General features: G+C 71.2%; 15 protein-coding genes and 2 pseudogenes. 7 read left to right on the top strand and 10 right to left on the bottom strand.

The window, feature by feature from the left end; genetic code table 11:
• Window positions 1–2: 2 nt before the first annotated feature.
• The 5 genes and pseudogenes from MKK49_RS13335 to MKK49_RS24660 form a co-directional block, all read right to left on the bottom strand.
• Window positions 3–332: pseudogene (locus tag MKK49_RS13335) on the bottom strand (low molecular weight protein tyrosine phosphatase family protein).
• The gene (locus MKK49_RS13330; protein WP_244029135.1) at window positions 329–2,116 is read right to left on the bottom strand and encodes an ABC transporter ATP-binding protein; all 1,788 of its coding nucleotides are present in this window, start codon (window positions 2,114–2,116) and stop codon (window positions 329–331) included. The pseudogene MKK49_RS13335 and the gene MKK49_RS13330 overlap by 4 nt, the downstream one beginning before the upstream one ends.
• Window positions 2,117–2,483: 367 nt before the next feature.
• On the bottom strand, window positions 2,484–3,155 hold the full coding sequence (locus MKK49_RS13325) for a haloacid dehalogenase type II (RefSeq protein ID WP_244029133.1): 672 nt from the start codon (window positions 3,153–3,155) through the stop codon (window positions 2,484–2,486).
• A gap of 172 nt (window positions 3,156–3,327) precedes the next feature.
• Entirely contained in the window at window positions 3,328–3,837 is a 510-nt protein-coding gene (locus MKK49_RS13320) for a CinA family protein (protein ID WP_244029131.1), read from the bottom strand.
• Window positions 3,834–5,158, bottom strand: a pseudogene (locus MKK49_RS24660) (bifunctional 2-C-methyl-D-erythritol 4-phosphate cytidylyltransferase/2-C-methyl-D-erythritol 2,4-cyclodiphosphate synthase). The gene MKK49_RS13320 and the pseudogene MKK49_RS24660 overlap by 4 nt, the downstream one beginning before the upstream one ends.
• A 124-nt stretch (window positions 5,159–5,282) precedes the next feature.
• Between MKK49_RS24660 and dusB the strand changes: the two are divergent.
• The 3 genes from dusB to ntrC are packed head-to-tail and all read left to right on the top strand — an operon-like array spanning window position 5,283 to window position 8,923.
• Window positions 5,283–6,317, top strand: coding sequence for a tRNA dihydrouridine synthase DusB (gene dusB / locus MKK49_RS13305; protein ID WP_244029125.1), 1,035 nt, complete (start codon window positions 5,283–5,285; stop codon window positions 6,315–6,317).
• A complete protein-coding gene (locus tag MKK49_RS13300; protein WP_244029123.1) occupies window positions 6,314–7,453 on the top strand; it encodes a two-component system sensor histidine kinase NtrB in 1,140 nt (379 codons plus the stop codon). Before dusB ends, MKK49_RS13300 begins: the two co-directional genes overlap by 4 nt.
• A 9-nt stretch (window positions 7,454–7,462) precedes the next feature.
• Window positions 7,463–8,923: a nitrogen regulation protein NR(I) gene (ntrC, locus tag MKK49_RS13295; protein WP_244029121.1), complete on the top strand. Its 1,461-nt coding sequence runs from the start codon at window positions 7,463–7,465 to the stop codon at window positions 8,921–8,923.
• 61 nt (window positions 8,924–8,984) lie between these two features.
• Here the strand turns inward: ntrC and MKK49_RS13290 are convergent, their stop codons facing one another.
• Both MKK49_RS13290 and MKK49_RS13285 read right to left on the bottom strand, forming a co-directional pair.
• A complete protein-coding gene (locus tag MKK49_RS13290; protein WP_244029119.1) occupies window positions 8,985–9,293 on the bottom strand; it encodes a type II toxin-antitoxin system RelE/ParE family toxin in 309 nt (102 codons plus the stop codon).
• On the bottom strand, window positions 9,283–9,555 hold the full coding sequence (locus MKK49_RS13285) for a type II toxin-antitoxin system ParD family antitoxin (protein ID WP_244029117.1): 273 nt from the start codon (window positions 9,553–9,555) through the stop codon (window positions 9,283–9,285). The genes MKK49_RS13290 and MKK49_RS13285 overlap by 11 nt, the downstream gene beginning before the upstream one ends.
• 298 nt (window positions 9,556–9,853) lie before the next feature.
• Here MKK49_RS13285 and MKK49_RS13280 point away from each other — a divergent pair, with 298 nt between their 5' ends.
• Both MKK49_RS13280 and MKK49_RS13275 read left to right on the top strand, forming a co-directional pair.
• A complete protein-coding gene (locus MKK49_RS13280) occupies window positions 9,854–11,206 on the top strand; it encodes an adenylate/guanylate cyclase domain-containing protein (protein WP_244029115.1) in 1,353 nt (450 codons plus the stop codon).
• Window positions 11,207–11,533: 327 nt separating this feature from the next.
• Complete coding sequence (locus MKK49_RS13275) at window positions 11,534–11,791, top strand: hypothetical protein (RefSeq protein WP_244029460.1); 258 nt, start codon at window positions 11,534–11,536, stop codon at window positions 11,789–11,791.
• Window positions 11,792–12,013: 222 nt separating this feature from the next.
• Here the strand turns inward: MKK49_RS13275 and oxlT are convergent, their stop codons facing one another.
• From oxlT to MKK49_RS13260, 3 genes are read right to left on the bottom strand one after another with little or no spacing between them, the layout of a single operon-like run.
• Window positions 12,014–13,288: an oxalate/formate MFS antiporter gene (gene oxlT / locus MKK49_RS13270; RefSeq protein ID WP_244029113.1), complete on the bottom strand. Its 1,275-nt coding sequence runs from the start codon at window positions 13,286–13,288 to the stop codon at window positions 12,014–12,016.
• Between the two features lie 47 nt (window positions 13,289–13,335).
• Window positions 13,336–14,208, bottom strand: a complete 873-nt coding sequence (locus MKK49_RS13265) for a class I SAM-dependent methyltransferase (RefSeq protein WP_244029110.1) — start codon at window positions 14,206–14,208, stop codon at window positions 13,336–13,338.
• Between the two features lie 44 nt (window positions 14,209–14,252).
• Window positions 14,253–15,851 (bottom strand): gamma-glutamyltransferase family protein, encoded by a 1,599-nt coding sequence (locus tag MKK49_RS13260; RefSeq protein WP_244029108.1) that lies wholly within the window; start codon window positions 15,849–15,851, stop codon window positions 14,253–14,255.
• Between the two features lie 400 nt (window positions 15,852–16,251).
• Here MKK49_RS13260 and MKK49_RS13255 point away from each other — a divergent pair, with 400 nt between their 5' ends.
• A complete protein-coding gene (locus tag MKK49_RS13255) occupies window positions 16,252–18,510 on the top strand; it encodes a sensor histidine kinase NtrY-like (RefSeq protein WP_244029106.1) in 2,259 nt (752 codons plus the stop codon).
• Window positions 18,507–19,877, top strand: a complete 1,371-nt coding sequence (locus tag MKK49_RS13250; protein ID WP_244029104.1) for a sigma-54-dependent transcriptional regulator — start codon at window positions 18,507–18,509, stop codon at window positions 19,875–19,877. Before MKK49_RS13255 ends, MKK49_RS13250 begins: the two co-directional genes overlap by 4 nt.
• Window positions 19,878–20,023: the final 146 nt, after the last annotated feature.

Below are 20,023 nucleotides of genomic sequence, written 5' to 3'. Positions count from 1 at the left end.
GTTCAGCGCAGGTGCGGCGTCACCCTGGATTCGAGCAACCGCACCAGCTCGGGGTCCATGAACCCGTATTCGTCCGCGATCTCGAGGCAGATCAGGCGTGCCGACTTCAGCGCCGCTCCGTACCGGCGCCGGAGCTTGGTCCTGTGCTTGCGCTCCATCACGAAGACGATGTCGGCCTAGGCGAGCCACGCCGCCGTCACCGGCTCGTCGGCATCGTGGTCGGTGCCGGCCGAGGCGACGACGCAATCGCTTCGGCCGGCGGAGACCTGTTCGGCGGTGGGACTGCGCAGACGGTTGCGGCTGCACACGAACAGCAGGTTGCGGGTCCTCATGCGCCCAGGGCCACCGCCGACTGGATCTCGAACAGGGCGCGGTACCGCCCCGAAGGCCGCCGGATCAGGACCGCGTGGGTGCCGTCCTCCACGATGCGGCCGTGGTCGAACACCAGGATGCGGTCGAGGGTCCGCACGGTGGAGAGCCGGTGGGCGATGAGAATCGCCGTGCGCCCGCGCATGAGCCGCTCCATCGCCTGCTGGATCAGCGCCTCCGATTCCGAATCGAGGCTCGAGGTCGCCTCGTCGAGGATCAGGATCGGCGCGTCGGCGAGGAACGCGCGGGCGAGCGCCACCCGCTGGCGCTCGCCGCCCGACAGCTTGACCCCGCGCTCGCCCACCAGGGTGCCGTAGCCCCGGGGCAGGCGGGCGATGAAGTCGTGGGCGTTGGCGAGGCGCGCCGCCTGCTCGATCGCGTCGGCGGAGGCACCGGGCCGCGCATACGCGATGTTCTCGGCGAGCGAGCGGTGGAACAGCACCGGCTCCTGCGGGACGATGGCGATGTTTTCGCGCAAGGAGGCCTGGGTGACGCCGGCGATGTCGGTGCCGTCGATGCGGACCTGTCCGCCGGTGACGTCGTAGAGCCGCTGCACCAGCTTGACGAAGGTGGTCTTGCCCGAGCCCGAATGGCCGACCAGCCCGACCCGCTGCCCGGCCGGAATCGTCACCGAGAGGTCGCGGTAGAGCGGCGTGGCGTGCCCGGCATAGTGGAAGGTCACCGCCTCGAAGCGAATCGCCCCGCCCGTCACCGCCAGAATCGTCGCCCCCGGACGGTCGGCGACGCCGTAGGGCTCGGCGTCGAGGGCGACGAGTTCCTCCATCTCGTTCACCGCCCGCTGGAGGTGGTTGATGTGCTGGCCGATGTCGCCGAGGTAGCCGTGGACCACGAAGTAGGTGGTGAGCACGTAGGCGACGTCGCCGGGCGTGGCGGCGCGGGTCCACCACAGCCACAGGGCGACGCCGACGATGGCGGTGCGCAGCGCCAGCAGCAGGCCGAGCTGGCCCGTGACGCTCCAGGTCACCCGCATCCAGGTGCGGCGGGTGCGCTTGTGCCACTTGCCCAGGATGCTTGCGAGCCGCGCGTCCTCCCGGCCCTCGGCGCCGAAGGCCTTGACCACGGCGTTGTTGCCGATGGCGTCCGACAGGGTGCCGCCGAGCTTGGTGTCCCAGCCGTTGGAGAGCTGCGCCGCCGGTGCGATCACCCGCGTGGCGAGCAGGACGGTGGCGCCCACGTACACGAGCGTGCCGAGCCCGATCACCACGCCCATGGCGGGCCAGTGGACGCCCAGCAGCACCATGGTGCCCAGCAGCACCACCCCGGAGGGAAGCAGGGCGAGGAGCAGGGTATCGTTGAGCCCGTCGAGGGCCCACATGCCGCGCGAGATCTTGCGGACCGTCGAGCCGGAGAAGCTGTTGGCGTGCCAGTCCGTGGACAGGCGCTGGACCCGGTGGAAGCCGGCCCGCGCCACGTCCGCCATCATGCCGAGGGTGAGCGGCACCACCAGCGCCCAGGCGACGTGGCGCAGGCCGATATGGGCGACCCCGAGGGCCGCCATGGCGGCGAAGGCCGGCAGCGCCGCCGCGAGCGCCGCGTCGCGGTCGGCCCCCGCCAGGGCATCGACGAGCCGCCCGGCATAGAGCGGCAGAAAGACGTCCGCGAGGGTGGCGCAGGTGATCGCCGTGACGAGGCCGGCGACGAGGCGGAGCTTGGCGCGCCACTGGCGGAACACGAAGGCGAGGACGCCGCGATAGGCGTTCGCGCGCCGGGGACGAACAGGTTTCATGGGGACCTCGCGACGCGGGGCACGCGCCGTTCCGGGGGCCGCGGCACGGCGCAGGGCCGGCGGCGGACAGGGTCGATCAGGAAAGCGGCGAAGGACGGAAGCGGGGCGCCCTCGGGCGCGCGGCGTGCGTCAGATCTGGCAGCCGAAGCGGCGTGCACCGGCCCGGACGGGGATCGAAACGATACGCATGCAACCTCCCCATCGGCTCGAGAACAACCGGGAGGCGTATTGAGCATGGCGCGCGGTGATTCGCAAGCGAGGCGCGCGCAGGCGATGGGTCGACTCACGTCCGTGAGCCGGTCCGGCAATCCGCATCCGATCCGCCCCGGACTCTCGGGGACGGACACCGAATGCCGGACGCGAACGACTAGATCCGCACCACCTCCGAGGCGACGTCCAACAGGGTCTTCCCGGTCAGATCCGGCGCCCGCAATGCGCGGGCGTACGGCAGACCACGGGCGACGTAGCCCGCCATGAGGCCGGCGGCCTTGGCGCCGTGAAGGTCCCAGGGATGGGTCGCGATCAGGGCCATCTCGCCCGGGGCGACCCTGGCCGCCTGGACGGCGTAGAGGTAGACCTCGGCCCGCGGCTTCGAGAGCTTCACGTCCTCGACGGAGAGGACCTGCTCGACGAGGCCATCCATGCCGGCCGCGGCGAGCAGTCCCCGGGTGGTGCTGGCCGCGCCGTTGCTCAACGCGAAGATCCGGATGCCGGCGTCGGCGAGAACCTGGAATGCGGCCTTGGCGTCCGCGTGCGGGGGAAGGGTCTTCATCATCTCGAGAACGGCCCGCTTCCGCTCCGGGGAGACATCGAGCCCGTGCATGGCGAGGGCCTCGTCGAGGCAGCCCGACAACACGGACTGGAAGGGGGCGAAGGTGTTCGTCGCGGCAAGGGCGAAGGTATCCCGAAGGCCGGCCGTATAGAGGAAGTCCAGGGCGAGCGGCGGCAGGCCCAACGCGACCAGCGCGGGCCGCATCGGCTCCATGCTGAACACGGTGCCGATGATGTCGAAGGCGACGACCTTGGGGCGCTTGAGCATGGCGGTTCCGATGTCGAGAGGCGTCTTGGGATCGGCGGGGCCGGGACGACCTCGATGCCGGCGCGGATGACGGGCGACGGGCGCGCCGTCCGCCATTTCGAGCGAGGCTGCCGTTATCGTCCCGCGTCCGACGTTCGTTCCGCCCGTCGGCGGACAGAACACCGGACGCCGGTCAATGCCCTGGCGACCTGCCGACAACCTGCTCCAGCAACCCCAGCGCATCCCCCACGGCGAGGCGCCGGATCTCCCCCCGGCCAAGATCGCCGTAGCGTCGCTCCAGGTGGCGGGTAGGCCCGCCCGTCACGGCCAGACCGAAATGCACCAGCCCCACGGGCTTGTCCGCGCTGCCGCCGCCCGGGCCGGCGATGCCGGTGATCGCCACGGCGACCTCCGCGTGGGAATGACCGAGCGCGCCCTCCGCCATGGCGCGAGCCGTCGCCTCGCTCACCGCACCATGGGCGTCGACGAGAGCGGCCGGCACGCCGAGGGATTCGGATTTCGCCGCGTTCGAATAGGTGACGAACCCGCGCTCCAGCACCGCCGAGGAGCCCGGCACGGCGGTGAGCAGGCCGGCGACGAGGCCGCCGGTGCAGGATTCCGCCGTGGCGATCCTTCGCCCCGCCGCCGCGTAGGCGGCGACGAGCGCCTCCGCCCGGGCGAGGAGGGCGGGATCGTCGATCACGCGCGGCGCTCGGCGGTCTCGGAGGCGGTGGCGACATCGGCGCCGATCTCCGGCAGGCGCACGGTGGCGGCGGCCTGGGCGGCGAGCCCCTCGGCGCGGCCGACGAAACCGAGCTTCTCCGTGGTGGTCGCCTTGATGGAGACGGAGGTGAGCGGCACGTTCGCGATCTCGGCGATGCGGGCGCGGATCGCCTCGCGGTGGGCGCCGATGCGCGGGGCCTCGGCCAGCACGGTGATGTCGAGGTGGTCGATCTTGCCGCCGCGCGCCCGCACGAGCTCGCAGGCATGCGCCAGGAAGCGGTCGGACGAGGCGCCGCGCCACTGCTCGTCGGAGGGCGGGAAGTGGGTGCCGATGTCGCCGTCGGCGATGGCGCCGAGCAGGGCGTCGGTGAGGGCGTGGAGCGCCACGTCGCCGTCCGAATGGGCAAGCACGCCCTGGTCGGCCGGGATCCTGATGCCGCCGAGCCAGACGTGGTCGCCCTCCGTGAAGGCGTGCACGTCGAAGCCGGTGCCGAGGCGGGTGAGGTAGGTGGTCATGGGGGCTCCAGGCTGAGCAGGTTTCGTGAGAGCGGCCGACGCGACCCGACTCAGGTGGAGGCGGACCCGGAAAAATCGCGGTCGGCGTCGATGAGGTCGGAGGGCTGGGTGATCTTGCGGTTGCGCGGGTCGCCCTCGAACACCACCACGGGGAGCCCGGCCCATTCGGCGAGCGCCCCATCGTCGGTGAAGCCGTCGAGCCCCTCGGCACCCGCCGCCCGGTGGGCGTCGAGCAGCAGCCGGAAGGCGAAGGCCTGGGGCGTCTGCACCGCGCGCAGGAACTCGCGGGCCGGCGTCTCGACCACCCGGCCGATGCCCGGCGCGATGGCCTCGACGCGCTTGATGGTGTCGGTGACGGGCAGGCCCGGCACGGCCGCGCCGTAGTCGCGCCCGGCGGCCAGCGCCCGGTCGATGAGGGCGGTGTCGACATGCGGGCGGGCGGCGTCGTGGACGAGGACGAGGTCGGGCGCGGAATCCGACAGGGCTTCGAGGCCGGCGCGGACGGAGAGCTGGCGCGTGGCCCCGCCCGAGACCGGCGCGCGGAGTTTTTCGCGAACGGCGACGGCGAGATCGGCGACGCATTCGTGATAAAAGTCTCGCGCGTCCGCCGCGATCACCGGCTGGATGGACGTGATGGCGTCGTGCGCGGCGAGCGCCGCCAGGGTCCGCGTCAGCACCGCCTGGCCGCCGACCCGGCGGTACTGCTTGGGCACGTCGCCGCCGATGCGGATGCCGCGACCGGCCGCGACCACCACCGCCGCCGCCTCGAACGCGGTGCCCGACATGAAAACGCTCCCGCGCGTGGGTTGTCTAGTTTGAACGAGCCCTGCGTTTAAGCGGGGCATGGCCTGAAATCAAATCGCCGGGAGCGCTTGCGTGCGTCGCGGTTTTGTCTATTCCTTGAGCACAATGATCCATGATGATTATTTGAGCGTTCTGCGCTCGCCCGATCCGACGGCGCCCGATGGTGCGGGCCGACCGGTGCCCGTGCTTCTGGCGCCGCTCTCGGGCGTCACCGACGTGCACATGCGCCGGATCGCCCGGGCCTGCGGCGCCAGCGCCGTCGTCTCCGAGATGGTGGCGGCGGCCGAGTTCACGCGCGGCAGCGTCGAGGCGACCCTGCGCGCCGAGGGCGGCGGCATCGCGCCCCACGTGGTCCAGCTCGCCGGCTGCGCGCCGGAGCCCATGGGGCTGGCCGCCCGTCTCGCCGAGGAGAACGGCGCCGACGTCATCGACGTCAACATGGGCTGCCCGGCCAAGGCCGTGACCGGGGGGGCTGCCGGCTCCGCCCTCATGCGCGACCTGGACGGCGCCACCCGCATCCTCGCCGCCGTGCGCGCGGCCGTGACCATCCCCGTCACGGTGAAGATGCGCCTGGGCTGGGACCATGCCAGCCTCAACGCCGCCGACCTCGCGCGGCGGGCGCAGGGACTTGGGCTCAGTGCCGTCACCGTCCACGGCCGCACCCGCCAGCAATTCTACAAGGACAGCGCCGATTGGGGCGCCATCCGCGCCGTCGTCGAGGCGGTGTCGATCCCGGTGATCGCCAACGGCGACGTCACCACCCTCGACGAGGCCCGGACCTGCCTCGCGCGCTCGGGGGCCGCCGGCGTGATGATCGGGCGCGCCGCCGTGGGCCGGCCCTGGCTCGTCGGCGCGATCGCGGCCGGGCTCGCCGGCCGGGAGGCCCCGGTGCTCACGGGCGCCGACAAGGCGGCGCTGGCCATCGCGCATTACGAGGGGCTGCTCGCCCTCTACGGTGCCCGCATGGGCGTGCGCCACGCCCGCAAGCACCTCGCCGCCTATGCCGAGGCCGGCGGCGGCCTTTCGGCGGACCGGCGCACGCGGCTCCTCACGACCACGGATCCGGCCCTGGTCATCGCCCTGCTGGCTTCGGCCTTCGACGGGGCGACGATGGGCGCAGCGATGGAGAAGGCGGCATGACCGGCCCCGACGAGTCCGGCGGCCCGACCGTCGCGGGCCCCACCAGCGAGGCGGTGATCAACGCCCTGCCGCTGCCGGTGCTCACCATCGGGGTGGACGACCGCATCCTGCACGTGAACCATGCCGGGGAATCGTTCTTCGACCACTCCGCCCGGCTCATGCGGCGGCGGCGTCTCGCCGACATCATCCCGTTCGCCTCGCCCATCAGCGCCCTGGTGACGGAGGTGCGCCGCCGCCGCGCCAGCGTCAGCGAGTACGGGGTCGAGCTCGTGCACCCGCGCTCGGGCCAGGAGCGCAGCGTCGACGTGTTCGCGACGCCGCTGGGCGACGACGGCGAGGCCGTGGTGCTCATGCTGCAGGAACGCACCATCGCCGACAAGATGAACCGCCAGCTCACCCATCGGGGCGCCGCGCGCTCCATGGTGGCGCTCGGCGCCATGCTGGCCCACGAGATCAAGAACCCGCTCGCCGGCATCCGGGGCGCCGCCCAGCTCCTCGAGCAATCCGCCAACGACGAGGACCGCCTCCTCACCCGGCTCATCTGCGACGAGTCCGACCGGATCGTCCGCATCGTCGAGCGCATGGAGCTGTTCGGCGACGAGCGCCCGGTGGAGCGCACCGCCGTCAACGTCCACGGCGTGCTCGACCAGGTGAAGCGCTCGGCCCAGTCGGGCTTTGCCCGCCACATCCGCTTCGTCGAGACCTACGACCCGTCCCTGCCGCCGGTGCTCGGCAACCGCGACCAGCTCATCCAGGTGATCCTCAACCTCGTGAAGAACGCCTCCGAGGCCATCGGTGCCGACACGGTGGACGGCGAGATCACCCTGTCGACGGCCTTCCGCACGGGCCTGCGCCTGCAGATCCCGGGCTCGCGCGAGCGCGTCAGCCTGCCCATCGAGGTCGCGGTGCGCGACAACGGACCCGGCGTCACCGCCGACCTGCTGCCGGACCTGTTCGATCCGTTCGTGACCACGAAAGCGCAGGGCTCCGGCCTGGGACTTGCTTTGGTGGCCAAGATCGTCGGCGATCACGGCGGCATCGTCGAATGCGATCCCGCGCCGCGCCGCACCACCTTCCGCCTTCTTCTTCCCATGTCGAGCGCCCGTGACGGGCGCGAGTCGAGCGCGGAGCTGTAGAGTCGCTGCATGCCCAACGGCCACATCATCGTCGCGGACGACGACGCCGCCATCCGCACCGTTCTGAACCAGGCGCTGTCGCGGGCCGGCTACGAGGTCCGCACCACCGGCAACTGCGCCACCCTCTGGCGCTGGGTCGCCGAAGGGGAGGGCGACCTCGTCATCACCGACGTGGTGATGCCCGACGAGAACGTCTTCGACCTGCTGCCCCGCATCAAGCGGGTGCGGCCGGAACTGCCGATCATCGTCATGAGCGCGCAGAACACCTTCATGACGGCGATCCGCGCCTCCGAGCGCGGGGCCTACGAGTACCTGCCGAAACCCTTCGACCTGAAGGAACTCATCGCCATCGTCGGGCGGGCGCTGTCGCGGCCGCGCGGCACGCCGGCCCCCGGGGCGGACCCGGGCAACGAGGACATCCCCCTCGTCGGCCGCTCGCCCGCCATGCAGGAGATCTACCGGGCGCTGGCCCGCCTCATGCCCACCGACCTCACCGTGATGATCACCGGCGAATCCGGCACCGGCAAGGAGCTGGTCGCCCGCGCGCTGCACGATTACGGCCGCCGCCGCACGGGGCCTTTCGTGCCCGTCAACATGGCGGCGATCCCGCGCGACCTCATCGAATCCGAGCTGTTCGGCCACGAGAAGGGCGCCTTCACGGGGGCGCTGTCGCGCTCGGCCGGCCGGTTCGAGCAGGCCGAGGGCGGCACCCTGTTCCTCGACGAGATCGGCGACATGCCGATGGAGGCGCAGACCCGGCTCCTGCGCGTGCTGCAGCAGGGCGAGTACACCACCGTCGGCGGCCGGGTGCCGATCAAGACCAACGTCCGCATCATCGCGGCGACCAACAAGGACCTGCGCGTCTCGATCCAGCAGGGAATCTTTCGCGAGGACCTGTTCTTCCGCCTCAACGTGGTGCCGCTCCGGCTTCCGGCGCTGCGGGAACGGGCGGAGGACGTGCCCGACCTCATCCGACACTTCTTCGTCCTCGTCGAGCGCGAGGGCCTGAGCCGCAAGCAGCTCGACGGCGAGGCCATGGACCGGCTCAAGCGCTACCGCTGGCCCGGCAACGTCCGCGAGCTCGAAAACCTCGTCCGGCGTCTCGCCGCCCTCTATCCGCAGGAGACCATCACCGGCCCGGTCATCGAGGCCGAGCTCGACACCCTGCCGCTCGCCCAGAGCGCGCCCGCCAACGGCGCCCCGCGCAAGGGCGGGGCTGAGGGCGAGACCCTGTCGGGCGCCGTGGAGCGGCATCTGGCCGATTACTTCGGCAATTACCGCGACACCCTGCCGCCGCCGGGCCTGTACCACCGCATCCTGCGCGAGATCGAGGGCCCGCTCATCGGCGCCGCGCTCGCCGCCACGCGCGGCAACCAGATCCGCGCGGCCGAGCTCCTGGGGGTCAACCGCAACACCCTGCGCAAGAAGGTGCGGGACCTGGACCTGCAGGTGTTCCGCAACGCGCGGTGAGGGTGGGACGGGCGGGGGGTCACAGAGGTGCCCGCCGCTCGCCGGTCGTGCGAATCAAAGGCTACTCCGCGTCCGACAGCAGCGTGTCGAGATCGCGTCCGCCATAGAGAATGCGACCGATCTCGACCCTGTCGCCGACGATCTGAAACACGATCGTCGCGCGCCGTTCGAAGCCCAAGGTGCGGAGGCCGGGGCGAAGATCGTCACGCCGCGTACCGCGTTCGGGAAAATCCGCGAGCCCGAGACATGCCGCCTCGATGCGATCGATGTAGGCGCCCGCACGCGAGAGGCCGGCTTCTTCGGCGATATGACGATAGAGTTCGAAGAGGTCCGTCTCGGCCGATGGCCTGAAGCGGACTTCAACCGCCACGGTCGTCCGCTTTCACCCGTTCGGCATGATGGGCCCGCAGGCGAGCGAAGACCTCGCTCGCGGGGCTTCCGGGTCGCGGGTCATCGAACGCCGCGTTGATCTCCTGCCGCAGGACGGACCGGCGTGCAGCGGCGGAGCTCTCCCGGCTCTCCAGGAGGCGAAGGGCGGCGCGAACGACTTCGCTGGCGTCCCGGAAGCGACCCCGCTCGATCTGCTCCCGTACGAACCCTTCGAAATGCGGCCCCAGATTGACGTCTGGCATCCTTATCTCTTTCGCCGAGAACCTCGGGCGCAGCATGCCACGGACGGGTGCAGCATGCTACGGATACGACCGTCCGTCGGACCGCAGGCAGGTGACACGTCACGCATCCTTGAACGGCGACCAGGTGTCGCCGGGCGCCCGTCGCGGATGGGCCGTCGGCCTGAACGCGTTCATGACAGGTCCGCCGGCACCGTCGACGCGCGGCGTCGCCCTCGGCAGCGGCGTCGTGGAGCGTTGGCGCGACAGGCCCCGTGTGGCCTAAGTCCGGCCGACCCGCCTTCCTCGCGACCGGAGCCCCATGCCCCTGCCCACCCGCCGCCCGGCCCAAGGCGACCCCACCGTCATGCGGCTGGTCCAGACCGCCTCGGGGCGCCGCTCCCTCGTGCTCCACCTCGTCATCGTCCTGGTGCTGCTGGCCACCGCCCAGGGGTTCGACGGCTCGAGCCACACGGCCAACCACTGGGTCGTGCTCGTCGTCTACGCCACATGCTCGGTCTGCCTCGGGCTGGCCGACTGGCGCGAGGCCCATCGCGGCCGGCGCCGGGAATACGGCGGCACCGACCCGGAGGCATCGGCCGAGACGGAATGGCTCGCCTGGACCGCGACGCTCTTGAACGCGGGCGTCGCGCTGTTCCTCGTGGTCGAGCATATGCTGGTCGGCGCGGTGGCGACGGAGGAGACCGCCACGGCGGTGAGCCGGCTCCCCGCCTTCCTGCTCCTGCTCCAGACCGGGCTCAGCATGCGGGTCCGGCATACGGCGGTGTTCGCCGGGCTCGTCAGCCTCGCCTGGGGCGGCACCATCGTGCTCGCCTTCGTGCACCCGGAGAGCGCGCTCCTCGGGCCCCACGTCACCCTCGACGAGGAGGTACCGGGCCTGCTCACCTTCATGGCCGCGAGCCTCGTGGTCATCGACGGGGTGCGGCGCCTGCGCTCGGCCGTGACCACCGCGCTGCGGATGGAGCGCGAACGCGGCACCCTGGCACGGTTCGTCCCCACCCGCGTGGTCGGCGAACTCGCCCGGGCGGGGGAGGGGTTGGAGGCGGTCCGGTCGCGCCATGCCTGCCTGTTCGCCCTCGACCTGCGCGGATTCTCCGCCTTCACCCGCGACCACGCGCAGGAGGAGGTGGTGCGCGCCCTCCTCGACGTCCGGGCCCTGACCCACGTGGCGGTGACGGAGCATGGCGGCATCCTCGACAAGTATGTCGGCGACGGCATCCTGGCCCAGTTCGTCGTCGGGCGTCCGCAGGCCCAGGCCCATGCGGCCCTGGCCTGCAGCCGCGCCATCGCGGAACGCCTCGCCCGCCTCAACGACGAGCGCGCCCGGGAGGGCCGCCCGATCCTGCGGATCACCATGGCGCTCCATTGCGGCGAGGTGCTGGTCGGGGTGTTCGACGACGGCCACCGGGCCGAGTTCACGGTGCTGGGCGAGGCGATGAACACGCTGGCGCGGATCGAGGCCCGCGCGAAATCGGAGAACCTGACCCTCACGGCCTCCGACGCCTTCCTGCGGTGTCTCGGCCCCGCGATCCGATCGGGCCTGACCCTCGCGGCGATGCGGCCCTCGGAGTGCCGCGATACCCGCGACATGACCCTCTACGCCGTGGGCTGGCCCGACGCCCCGGCCGGGGCCGCCCTCACGCCCCTCGCCTGATCCGGCCTCCGCGCGCTCGAGGCGGAGGCCGCATCAGTCAAGCCCGCGCGGCGCCCGGGCGAAGCCCGGATCCGCCATCCCGAGCGGATCGACCGGATTCGGCACGAGGCCCGTCGCTCTGGAGAGCGCCTCACGAAACGCCCGACCACAGCCGGGTCTCGCCGCGAGCGCCACGGCCCAGCGGGAGCTTCGTGAGCAACACTTAATCCCCGTCGCCGGGTGCGGCGCGGCACGTCATGTCGGCAAACGGCACCCTATATCAGTATCAGACGCAAGAGAGACAGACCGGATCGCCGATCTGTCCTTTACAGGAGCCGAGAGACCATGATGAAGACCCGTATCGCCGCCGCCACCGCCGCCTTCGTCCTTGGCGTTGCTTCGATCTCGTCCGCGATGGCCTTCGATCGCCCGACCCGTTACACCGGGTTCGCCAACGACATCGAGACCACCGGCACGGTCTACGCCGTCCCGCAGACCCGCTCGCCCCTGAACTGTCCGGTGAGCTCGGCCGCCGAGGGCAATGCCAACCAGCAGAACTTCCCGGTCAAGCAGTACGGCCAGACCGCCGGCGGCAACCGTTGCTGAGCCGGGCCGTCGAGGCGGTTTCCATGATCTGGAGAGGCTTTTCCTACGCCATGGCCGCCGCCTTCGTGGGCGGCCTGGCCTTCACGCTCATCGGTGCGTCCCACGCCCTGCTCGGACTTTGAGCCCGACGCCATCGGCACGCGAAACGACGAACGGCGGGGCTTGGCGCCCCGCCGTCTTGCGTTCCAGGTCGCGACGTTCGCGTTCGGGACCGCGGGCGCCTCAGGCGAGGGCGGTCTTGCCCGCCGGCACCGGTGCGCCGCCGAGCCCGAGCCACTCGCGGCGCATGGGGCGCAGGACGAACCAGGCCAGGGCCGCCGTGGCGAGGTCGAGGCCGATGGCGATGCCGAACACGGGAATCCACGAGCCCTGCGCGGCGTAGATCATCGCCGCCACGGGACCGCCGAGCAGGGAGCCGACGCCCTGCGCCATGTAGAGGAAGCCGTAATTCGTCGTGGCGTGCTTGGTGCCGAAGGTGTCGGTGAGGAGCGAGGGGAACAGCGAGAAGATCTCGCCCCAGGCGAAGAACACCACGCCCGACAGCAGGGCGAAGGCGTAGGCGTTCTCGCGGAACACCAGCATCAGCGCGATGGCGACGGCTTCGGCCGCGAAGGCGATGGCCATGGTCTTCTCACGGCCGATCCGGTCCGAGACCCAGCCGAAGAACGGGCGGGTCAGGCCGTTGGTGATGCGGTCGAAGGTCAGCGCGAAGGGGAGGGCCGCGAAGCCGAACACGATGGCGTCGGCGACGCCGAAATCGCGGGCGAAGGAGGCGAACTGCGCCACCACCATCAGGCCGCCCGTGGACATCATCGTCATCATCACGAACATCAGCCAGAACAGCGGCGTGCGCAGCATCTCCCGCGGCGCCGTGTCGTGGACGCAGGTGGAGAGGTTGCGGGCCGGCGCCGGCAGGGCCTCGCCGGGACGCGGGGCGCGCAGGCCCAGGGCCGCCAGGACGCCGACGATGGCGAGGGCGATGCCGAAGGTGGTGAGGGTCTCGCGGTAGCCGGACGCGGCCATCATGTTGGTGATCGGGAAGGTGGTGAGCAGGGCGCCCATGCCGTAGCCGGCCGCGACCACGCCGACGGCGAAACCGCGCCGGTCGGGGAACCACTTCACCATCAACCCGACGATGCCGACGTAGACGATGCCGGTGCCGAGGCCGCAGAACAGGCCGTAGGTGGCGTAGAGGCCCCACAGGCTGTCGATGCGGGCGGCGAGCACCCAGCCGAGGCCCGACAGGGCCGCGCCCAGCGCAATCATCACCTTCGGGCTGAACCGCTCGATGAGGTAGCCCTGCACCGGCGAGAAGAACGTCTGCAGCACGATGACGATGGTGAAGGTGACCTGGATGGCGGCGAGCGTCGCGCCCGTCGTCGCCATCAGCGGCTTGGTGAAGAGGGTCCACACGTATTGCGGACTGGAGATCGCCATCATGGCGACGAGGCCGAGGCCGAGTTGCAGCCAGCGGTGGCGAGAAACGGTCGTATCCATAATTCACTCCTGAACCGGAGCGCCTCACGCATACGCCGTGCCAAATGTTAGCGGGTGGCGGTGACGAGCCAGCAGGCGGCGCCGAGGCGCACCGTCCCGTCCACGGCGCGGCCCTCGAAATCCCGCAGGACCAGGTCGAGGGCGCGCTCGCGGATCGTGGGCGGCTGGTCGCGCACCAGGCGGGAGGCCGGTCCGAGGTCGAGGGCGAAGGCCGCCGCCGCCTCGGCCGCCGCGCGGGCGCTTCCGGTCTCGGAGCGGCCGAGCACCAGTTCCTCGTCCACGGTCTCGAAGCCGATCTCGCCGAACCCGGCGGCGGCGAGGACCGCGCGAAGCCGTTCGGCTTCCGCGAAGCGGAACGGGCCGGGCGCGTCGGGCGGGGTCGGCTCGGGCTCCGGCACGAGGGCGCGGATGAGGCCGAGGGGTTCGGCGATCCAGGCATTCTCCACCAGGGGCCGCCAGCACAGGACCGTGAGGCGTCCCCCTGGCCGCAGGGCGCGGTGGAGGTTGGCGAAGGCGGCGGTCGAATCGTCGAAGAACATGATCCCGAAGCGCGAGATCAGATGGGCGAACGCGCCGTCCGTGAACGGATGCGTCTGCGCATCGGCCTCGACCAGGGCGATGGGGGCGCCGCCCGGCGGCCGGGCCTGCGCCCGGCGCGCGGTGACGGCGAGCAGGGGCGCCGAGACGTCGGCGGCGGTGACGCGGCCGGACGGGCCGACGGCGTCGGCGGCCCGCAGGGTCGTGGCACCGGCGCCGCAGCCGACATCGAGCACGGCGTCGCCGGGGCGGAGGGCGGCCCGCGCGAACAGGCGCTCGGTCAGCGGCGTGAACACCCGATCGAAGGTGGCCTGATGGCGCGCCCAGCGCGCGCCCGCATCGCCGTTCCAGTACTCACCCTGGGTGAGATCGGATGCCGCCATGTGCTTCTTGACCTATGCCGCGAGGAGAATCGCCGGACCGGCTTCTACAGCCCTTCCGACCCGCCGTCCGAGCGCGGATCGTGCACCGCCTCGATACGGCCGTTGCCGGGGTGGCGCACCAGCATGCCGGCATGGCCGAGCGAATCGATGTAGGCGCCGCCGAGTTCCTCCACCGCGTGGCCCATGGAGCGGAGCGCGGCGATGCAGGCGGGATCGAACCGGTCCTCGACCTTCACGGTGAGGGATTCGGCCCCCCAGGTCCGGCCGTAGAGCAGGCGCGGCGCATCGACGGCGGCGGCGGGGCTCAGGCCATAATCGGCGTAGCGGGCGAAGATCTGGGCCTGGAACTGGGGCTGGCCGTCGCCGCCCATGGAGCCGTAGGCCATCACCCGGCCGTCGTCGAAGCATGCCAGCGCCGGGATCAGGGTGTGGAACGGGCGCCGGCCCGGCTCCAGGGGGTTCACGGCGTTGGGGTCGAGGGAGAACGACGTGCCGCGGTTCTGCCAGTGGATGCCGGTCTTCGGCAGCACGACGCCGGAGCCGTACTCCCAGTAGATCGACTGGATGTAGGAGACGGCGAGCCCATCCTTGTCGATGGCCCCCATCCACACGGTGTCGCCCTCGCCGGGGTTGCGCAGGGGCAGGGTGGCGGCGCGGCGCATGTCGATGGCGGCGGCCTCGCGGTCGAGGCGGCCGGAATCGAGGAAGCTGTCGGGATCGACGGCGAGCCGGTCGAAGTCGGTGACGATGGAATCGCGGATGGCGAAGGCCCGCTTCGTCGCCTCGATGAGCCCGTGATAATGCGCCGTCGTCTCGGGCCGGGTGATCGCGAGCCGGTCGAAGACCCCGAGGATCAGAAGGGCGGCGATGCCCTGGGTCGGCGGCGGGAAGTTGTAGAGCGTGGCGTCGCGCCGGCGCAGGGTCAGGGGTTTTCGCTCGCGCGGGGCGTAGGCTTCGAGATCGGCCCGGGTCACCGGGGACCCGAGATCGGCGAGGTCGGCGGCGATCTCGCGGCCCAGATCCCCGCGGTAGAAATCGTCGAGGCCGGCATGGGCCAGGTGCGCCAGGGTGTCGGCCAGGGCCGGCAGGCGGCGGTTGGCCCCCGCCGCGTAGGGTTTGCCGTCGTCGAGGAAGGTTTTCGCGAAATTGGGCTGATCGTGGAGGGTGTCGATCTCCTTCGGGACGTAGCGCGCCTCCGAGGGCGAGACCGCGACGCCGTCGCGGGCATGTCGGATCGCGTCGGCCAGCAGGGTCTCCAGGGGCAGGCGCCCGCCGAGCGCCTTGGCGAGGTCGAGGGCCAGCGCCCAGCCGCCGATGGCGCCGGCGACGGTGAGCGCCGCGTCGGCCCCGCGCGACGGCAGCACGTCGTAGCCCTTGCTCCGGTAGCGCGCGATGGTCGCGAGGGAGCCGGCCGGGCCGCACGCCTCAATGCCGCGCACACGGCCCCCGCGCTCGCGCACGAGCCAGAACCCGTCGCCGCCGATGCCGTTCATGTGCGGGTAGACCACCGCGATGGTCGCCGCCATGGCCGCCATGGCCTCGATGGCGTTGCCGCCCTGCGCCAGGACGTGCTGGCCGGCGCGCGCCGCGAGCCGATGGGGCGCGGCCACGGCGGCGGTCGCGAAGACGGGTGTATCGGGCATGGGGGTCTCTGGGATGGGATGGTGCGAAGATAATGTATTTTCGGCGTGGGTCGATGCCGGCGTGGAAGGCAGGGTTCGTGCCTGGGCCGATCCGTCTTGCCCGACTCGGGACCCTTGGCGACCGCATGCCCCCGAGTTGACGAGCCGGGCAGACCCACCCGTCCTGCCGAGGATGGAAATGCCGCAGCCGTTGCGCAGATCGGTCCCCGAGGCGTCTGACGAGTGTTGGATCCCCGTAGTTTCTACGTAGCCTCCAGCCCCATTCGTATTAATTTCGCCACACTGTTGTGGCGATGCATCACGCATGGCGTGGCTGCGGCGTTCGAAGGCATCGAGGGGTTCCGAGGAGGCGTCCGGCACGGCCGGAGCGTCGCCGGAGGTGGACGCGGATGCCGGCCCGATGAAGCCGGCGCCGCGCGGCCCCGGCTGGGTCGGCGCCCTGGTGGTGATCACCGCCCTGGTCTCGGCCATCGCCACGTTCCTGATCCTGGCCGGCGTGATCCGGGTGACGCCGACGCCCACCGTCGGGCTGACGCTGCTCGGCATCAACGTCGTCCTCGTCCTCGGCCTCATCGTCATCATCGCCTGGGAGGCGCGGGTCTTCCTGCACGCGCGGCGCACCAACGCGGCGGTGGCCCGGCTCCACACCCGCATCGTCGGCCTGTTCTCCCTCATCGCCATCCTGCCCACCGTGCTCCTCGCCGTGGTGGCGGCGGTGACCATCGACCGGGGCCTGTCGCTCGGCTTCACCGACCGGGTCCGCGACGTGGTGCTGAAATCCGTCGAGGTCGCCGACGCCTATCAGGAGAACCAGTGCCAGTCGCTCGCCCGCGAGATCCGGATTCTCGCCGACGACCTGACCCGGGCCCGGCCGAACTTCGACGTGAACCGGCAATGGTTCGAAAGCTTCCTCACCACCCGGGCCACGGCCTTGGGCCTGCCCGTCGCCGAGATCATGCGCGGCCCCGACACCGTGGTGGCGCGCGCCCAGATCGAGGCCCTGAAGGACCGGCGCCTGCCCTCGGCCGCCGCCTTCGACGACGCGGCCAAATCCACCGATCCCATCTGCCTCGTGCCGAGCGAGGGCCGGATCTTCGCCGCCTTGTTCCGGATGACCGCCTATGACGGCGCCGTGCTGCTGGTGCAGCGCGAGGTCAGCCAGCTCGCCATCGAGTTCCCCGGCGTGTCGCGGGCGGCGGCGGCCGAGTACCTCACCTACGATTCCCTGAAGCGCTCGATCCAGATCAGCTTCGCCTCGGTCTTCGTGCTCATCGCCCTCATCGCCCTGCTCTCGGCGGTCTGGTTCGGGCTCAACTTCGCCAACCGCTTCGTGGCGCCCATCCGCCGGCTCATCAACGCCGCCGATCAGGTCGCGTCGGGCAATTTCTACGCCCAGGTGCCGGCCCGCAAGAGCGACGGCGACCTCGCGCACCTGTCCGAGAGCTTCAACAAGATGACGCAGGAGCTCAGGCGCCAGCACGACGGCCTGACGGCGGCGAGCGACCTCATCGACCGGCGCCGGCGCTTCACCGAGGCCGTGCTGTCGGGCGTCTCGCCCGGCGTCATCGGGGTCGATGCGGGCGGGCGCGTCACCATCGCCAACCCGTCCGTGGAGCGCACCCTCGGGCTCACGGCGGAGTCCATCGTCGGCCAGCCCCTGATCCAGGCCGTGCCCGAGCTGGCGCCGCTGTTCCCCGAGGGTGGGGAGGGGCGCCAGCGCGCCCTTCAGCAGCAGATCCAGCTCACCCGGGACGGCCGGGAGCGCACGGTCACGGTGCGGGTCACGAGCGAGCAGGCGCAGGGCGGCGCGCGCGGCTTCGTGGTGACGCTCGACGACATCACCGACCTCGTCTCGGCCCAGCGCACCTCGGCCTGGGCCGATGTCGCCCGCCGCATCGCCCACGAGATCAAGAACCCGCTGACGCCGATCCAGCTCTCGGCCGAGCGCATCCGGCGCAAATACGGAAAAGTGATCGTCGCGGACAAGGACGTGTTCGACCAGTGCACGGCGACGATCATCCGTCAGGTCGACGAGATCAAGCGCATGGTCGACGAGTTCTCGTCCTTCGCCCGGATGCCGAAACCCGCCATCGCCCAGAACGATCTCAGCGAGATCACGCGGCAGAACCTGTTCATGATGCGCGTGGCCCATCCGGACATGGACTTCTCCTTCACGGAAGCCGGCGAGGACAAGGTGCTCGCCGCCTTCGACATCCGCCTGCTGTCGCAGGCCATCACCAACATCCTCAAGAACGCCGTCGAGGCGGTGCAGGCCGTGCCGGAGGCCGAGCTCGGCAAGGGCCGGGTCGATGTGCGCCTCGTCCTCGAAGAGGGCTTCGCGGTCATCGAGGTGACCGACAACGGCAAGGGATTTCCCGCCGAGGGGCGCCAGCGCCTGCTCGAGCCCTATATGACCACCCGCGAGGGCGGCACCGGCCTCGGCCTCGCCATCGTCAGCAAGGTGCTGGAAGAGCACGGCGGCGGGATCGAACTGAAGGACAACCCCGAGGGGCGGGGCGGTCGCGTACGGATGCGCGTGCCGCAAATCCCACACGATCAGCCCCCCCGGGGGCACACGACGCCGGAGGGCAAACCCTCCGCGCAGGATGAGAAGGGCGCCGCGCGGACGGCCCCCCCAATCGCGGAGATGCAGTCATGAGCGCCGATATCCTGATCGTCGACGACGAGGCCGACATCCGCGACCTCGTCGCCGGCATCCTCGACGACGAGGGCCACCGCACCCGCACGGCCGGCGGCTCCGACGAGGCGCTCGCGGCCATCGAATCGCGCCGGCCCCACCTCGTCTTCCTCGACATCTGGCTCCAGGGCTCGCGCCTCGACGGGCTGCAGGTCCTCGATCAGATCAAGGCCGGCCACCCGGACCTGCCCGTGGTGATGATCTCGGGCCACGGCAACATCGAGACGGCGGTGGCGGCCATCAAGGCGGGCGCCTACGACTTCATCGAGAAGCCGTTCAAGGCCGACCGGCTCATCCTGGTGGCCGAACGCGCCCTGGAAGCCTCCCGCCTCAAGCGCGAGGTCCGCGACCTCAAGACCCGCTCGGGCCAGGCGAGCCGCCTCGTCGGCGCGTCGGTGGTGTGCAACCAGCTGCGCCAGACCGTGGAGCGCGTGGCGCCCACCAACGCCCGGGTGATGATCCTCGGCGCACCCGGCTCCGGCAAGGAGCTCTCCGCCCGGACGCTGCACGCCACCTCGACCCGGGCCAACGGCCCGTTCGTGGTCATCAACGCCGCCACCATCACGCCCGACACCATGGAAGCCGAGCTGTTCGGCGTCGAGGCGGGGGAGGGGCGGGCGCGCCGGGTCGGCGCCCTGGAGGAGGCCCATGGCGGCTCCCTCTACATCGACGAGGTGGCCGACATGCCGCGCGAGACCCAGAACCGCATCCTGCGGGTCCTGGTCGACCAGAACTTCCAGCGCGTCGGCGGCACCACCCGGGTCCACGTCGACGTCCGCATCATCTCGTCCTCGTCCCGCGACCTCGCGGAGGAGATCGCCGCGGGCCGCTTCCGCGAGGACCTGTTCCACCGCCTCTCCGTGGTGCCGATCCGGGTGCCGGCCCTGTCCGAGCGCCGCGAGGACGTGCCGGAACTCATCGCCTTCTTCATGGAGCAGATCTCCGGCGCCACCGGCCTGCCGCGCCGGCGCATCGCCGAGGACGCCATGGCTGTGCTGCAGTCGCACGACTGGCCCGGCAACGTGCGCCAGCTGCGCAACAACGTCGAGCGGCTGATGATCCTCACCCACACGGATCCGGAGCAGGAGGTCACCTCGGAGATGCTCCCCACCGAGATCGGCGCCCTGGTGCCGACGACGCCCAACGGCTCGGGCGGCGAGAAGCTCATGAGCCTGGCGCTGCGCGAGGCCCGCGAGATCTTCGAGCGCGAGTATCTCGTGGCGCAGATCGCCCGGTTCTCGGGCAACATCTCCCGCACGGCCGAGTTCATCGGCATGGAGCGCTCGGCGCTCCACCGGAAACTCAAGTCCCTCGGCATCGGTCCCTGAGGTCCGAACGCCGGGTGGACGTGTGGAGATGGACTTGCATCGGAGCGCCGATGCACGTGTAATGGGATACGCGTATCGCGGGACGTGCCGATGTCAAATCGTGCGTTCCCGTACAACGCACCCAACTGATGAGAACCCGTCATGTG

Source organism: Methylobacterium sp. J-090, from assembly GCF_022829345.1.
In the GTDB taxonomy this organism is placed as follows: Bacteria; Pseudomonadota; Alphaproteobacteria; order Rhizobiales; family Beijerinckiaceae; genus Methylobacterium.
This window is presented reverse-complemented; position numbering and strand designations above follow the sequence as displayed.

Coding starts and splice junctions, on each gene's coding strand:
- MKK49_RS13330 (WP_244029135.1), bottom strand. CDS start 2,116: ATGAAACCTGTTCGTCCCCGGCGCGCGAACGCCTATCGCGGCGTCCTC.
- MKK49_RS13325 (WP_244029133.1), bottom strand. CDS start 3,155: ATGCTCAAGCGCCCCAAGGTCGTCGCCTTCGACATCATCGGCACCGTG.
- dusB (WP_244029125.1), top strand. CDS start 5,283: ATGATCCATGATGATTATTTGAGCGTTCTGCGCTCGCCCGATCCGACG.
- MKK49_RS13300 (WP_244029123.1), top strand. CDS start 6,314: ATGACCGGCCCCGACGAGTCCGGCGGCCCGACCGTCGCGGGCCCCACC.
- ntrC (WP_244029121.1), top strand. CDS start 7,463: ATGCCCAACGGCCACATCATCGTCGCGGACGACGACGCCGCCATCCGC.
- MKK49_RS13285 (WP_244029117.1), bottom strand. CDS start 9,555: ATGCCAGACGTCAATCTGGGGCCGCATTTCGAAGGGTTCGTACGGGAG.
- MKK49_RS13280 (WP_244029115.1), top strand. CDS start 9,854: ATGCCCCTGCCCACCCGCCGCCCGGCCCAAGGCGACCCCACCGTCATG.
- MKK49_RS13275 (WP_244029460.1), top strand. CDS start 11,534: ATGAAGACCCGTATCGCCGCCGCCACCGCCGCCTTCGTCCTTGGCGTT.
- oxlT (WP_244029113.1), bottom strand. CDS start 13,288: ATGGATACGACCGTTTCTCGCCACCGCTGGCTGCAACTCGGCCTCGGC.
- MKK49_RS13265 (WP_244029110.1), bottom strand. CDS start 14,208: ATGGCGGCATCCGATCTCACCCAGGGTGAGTACTGGAACGGCGATGCG.
- MKK49_RS13260 (WP_244029108.1), bottom strand. CDS start 15,851: ATGCCCGATACACCCGTCTTCGCGACCGCCGCCGTGGCCGCGCCCCAT.
- MKK49_RS13255 (WP_244029106.1), top strand. CDS start 16,252: ATGAAGCCGGCGCCGCGCGGCCCCGGCTGGGTCGGCGCCCTGGTGGTG.
- MKK49_RS13250 (WP_244029104.1), top strand. CDS start 18,507: ATGAGCGCCGATATCCTGATCGTCGACGACGAGGCCGACATCCGCGAC.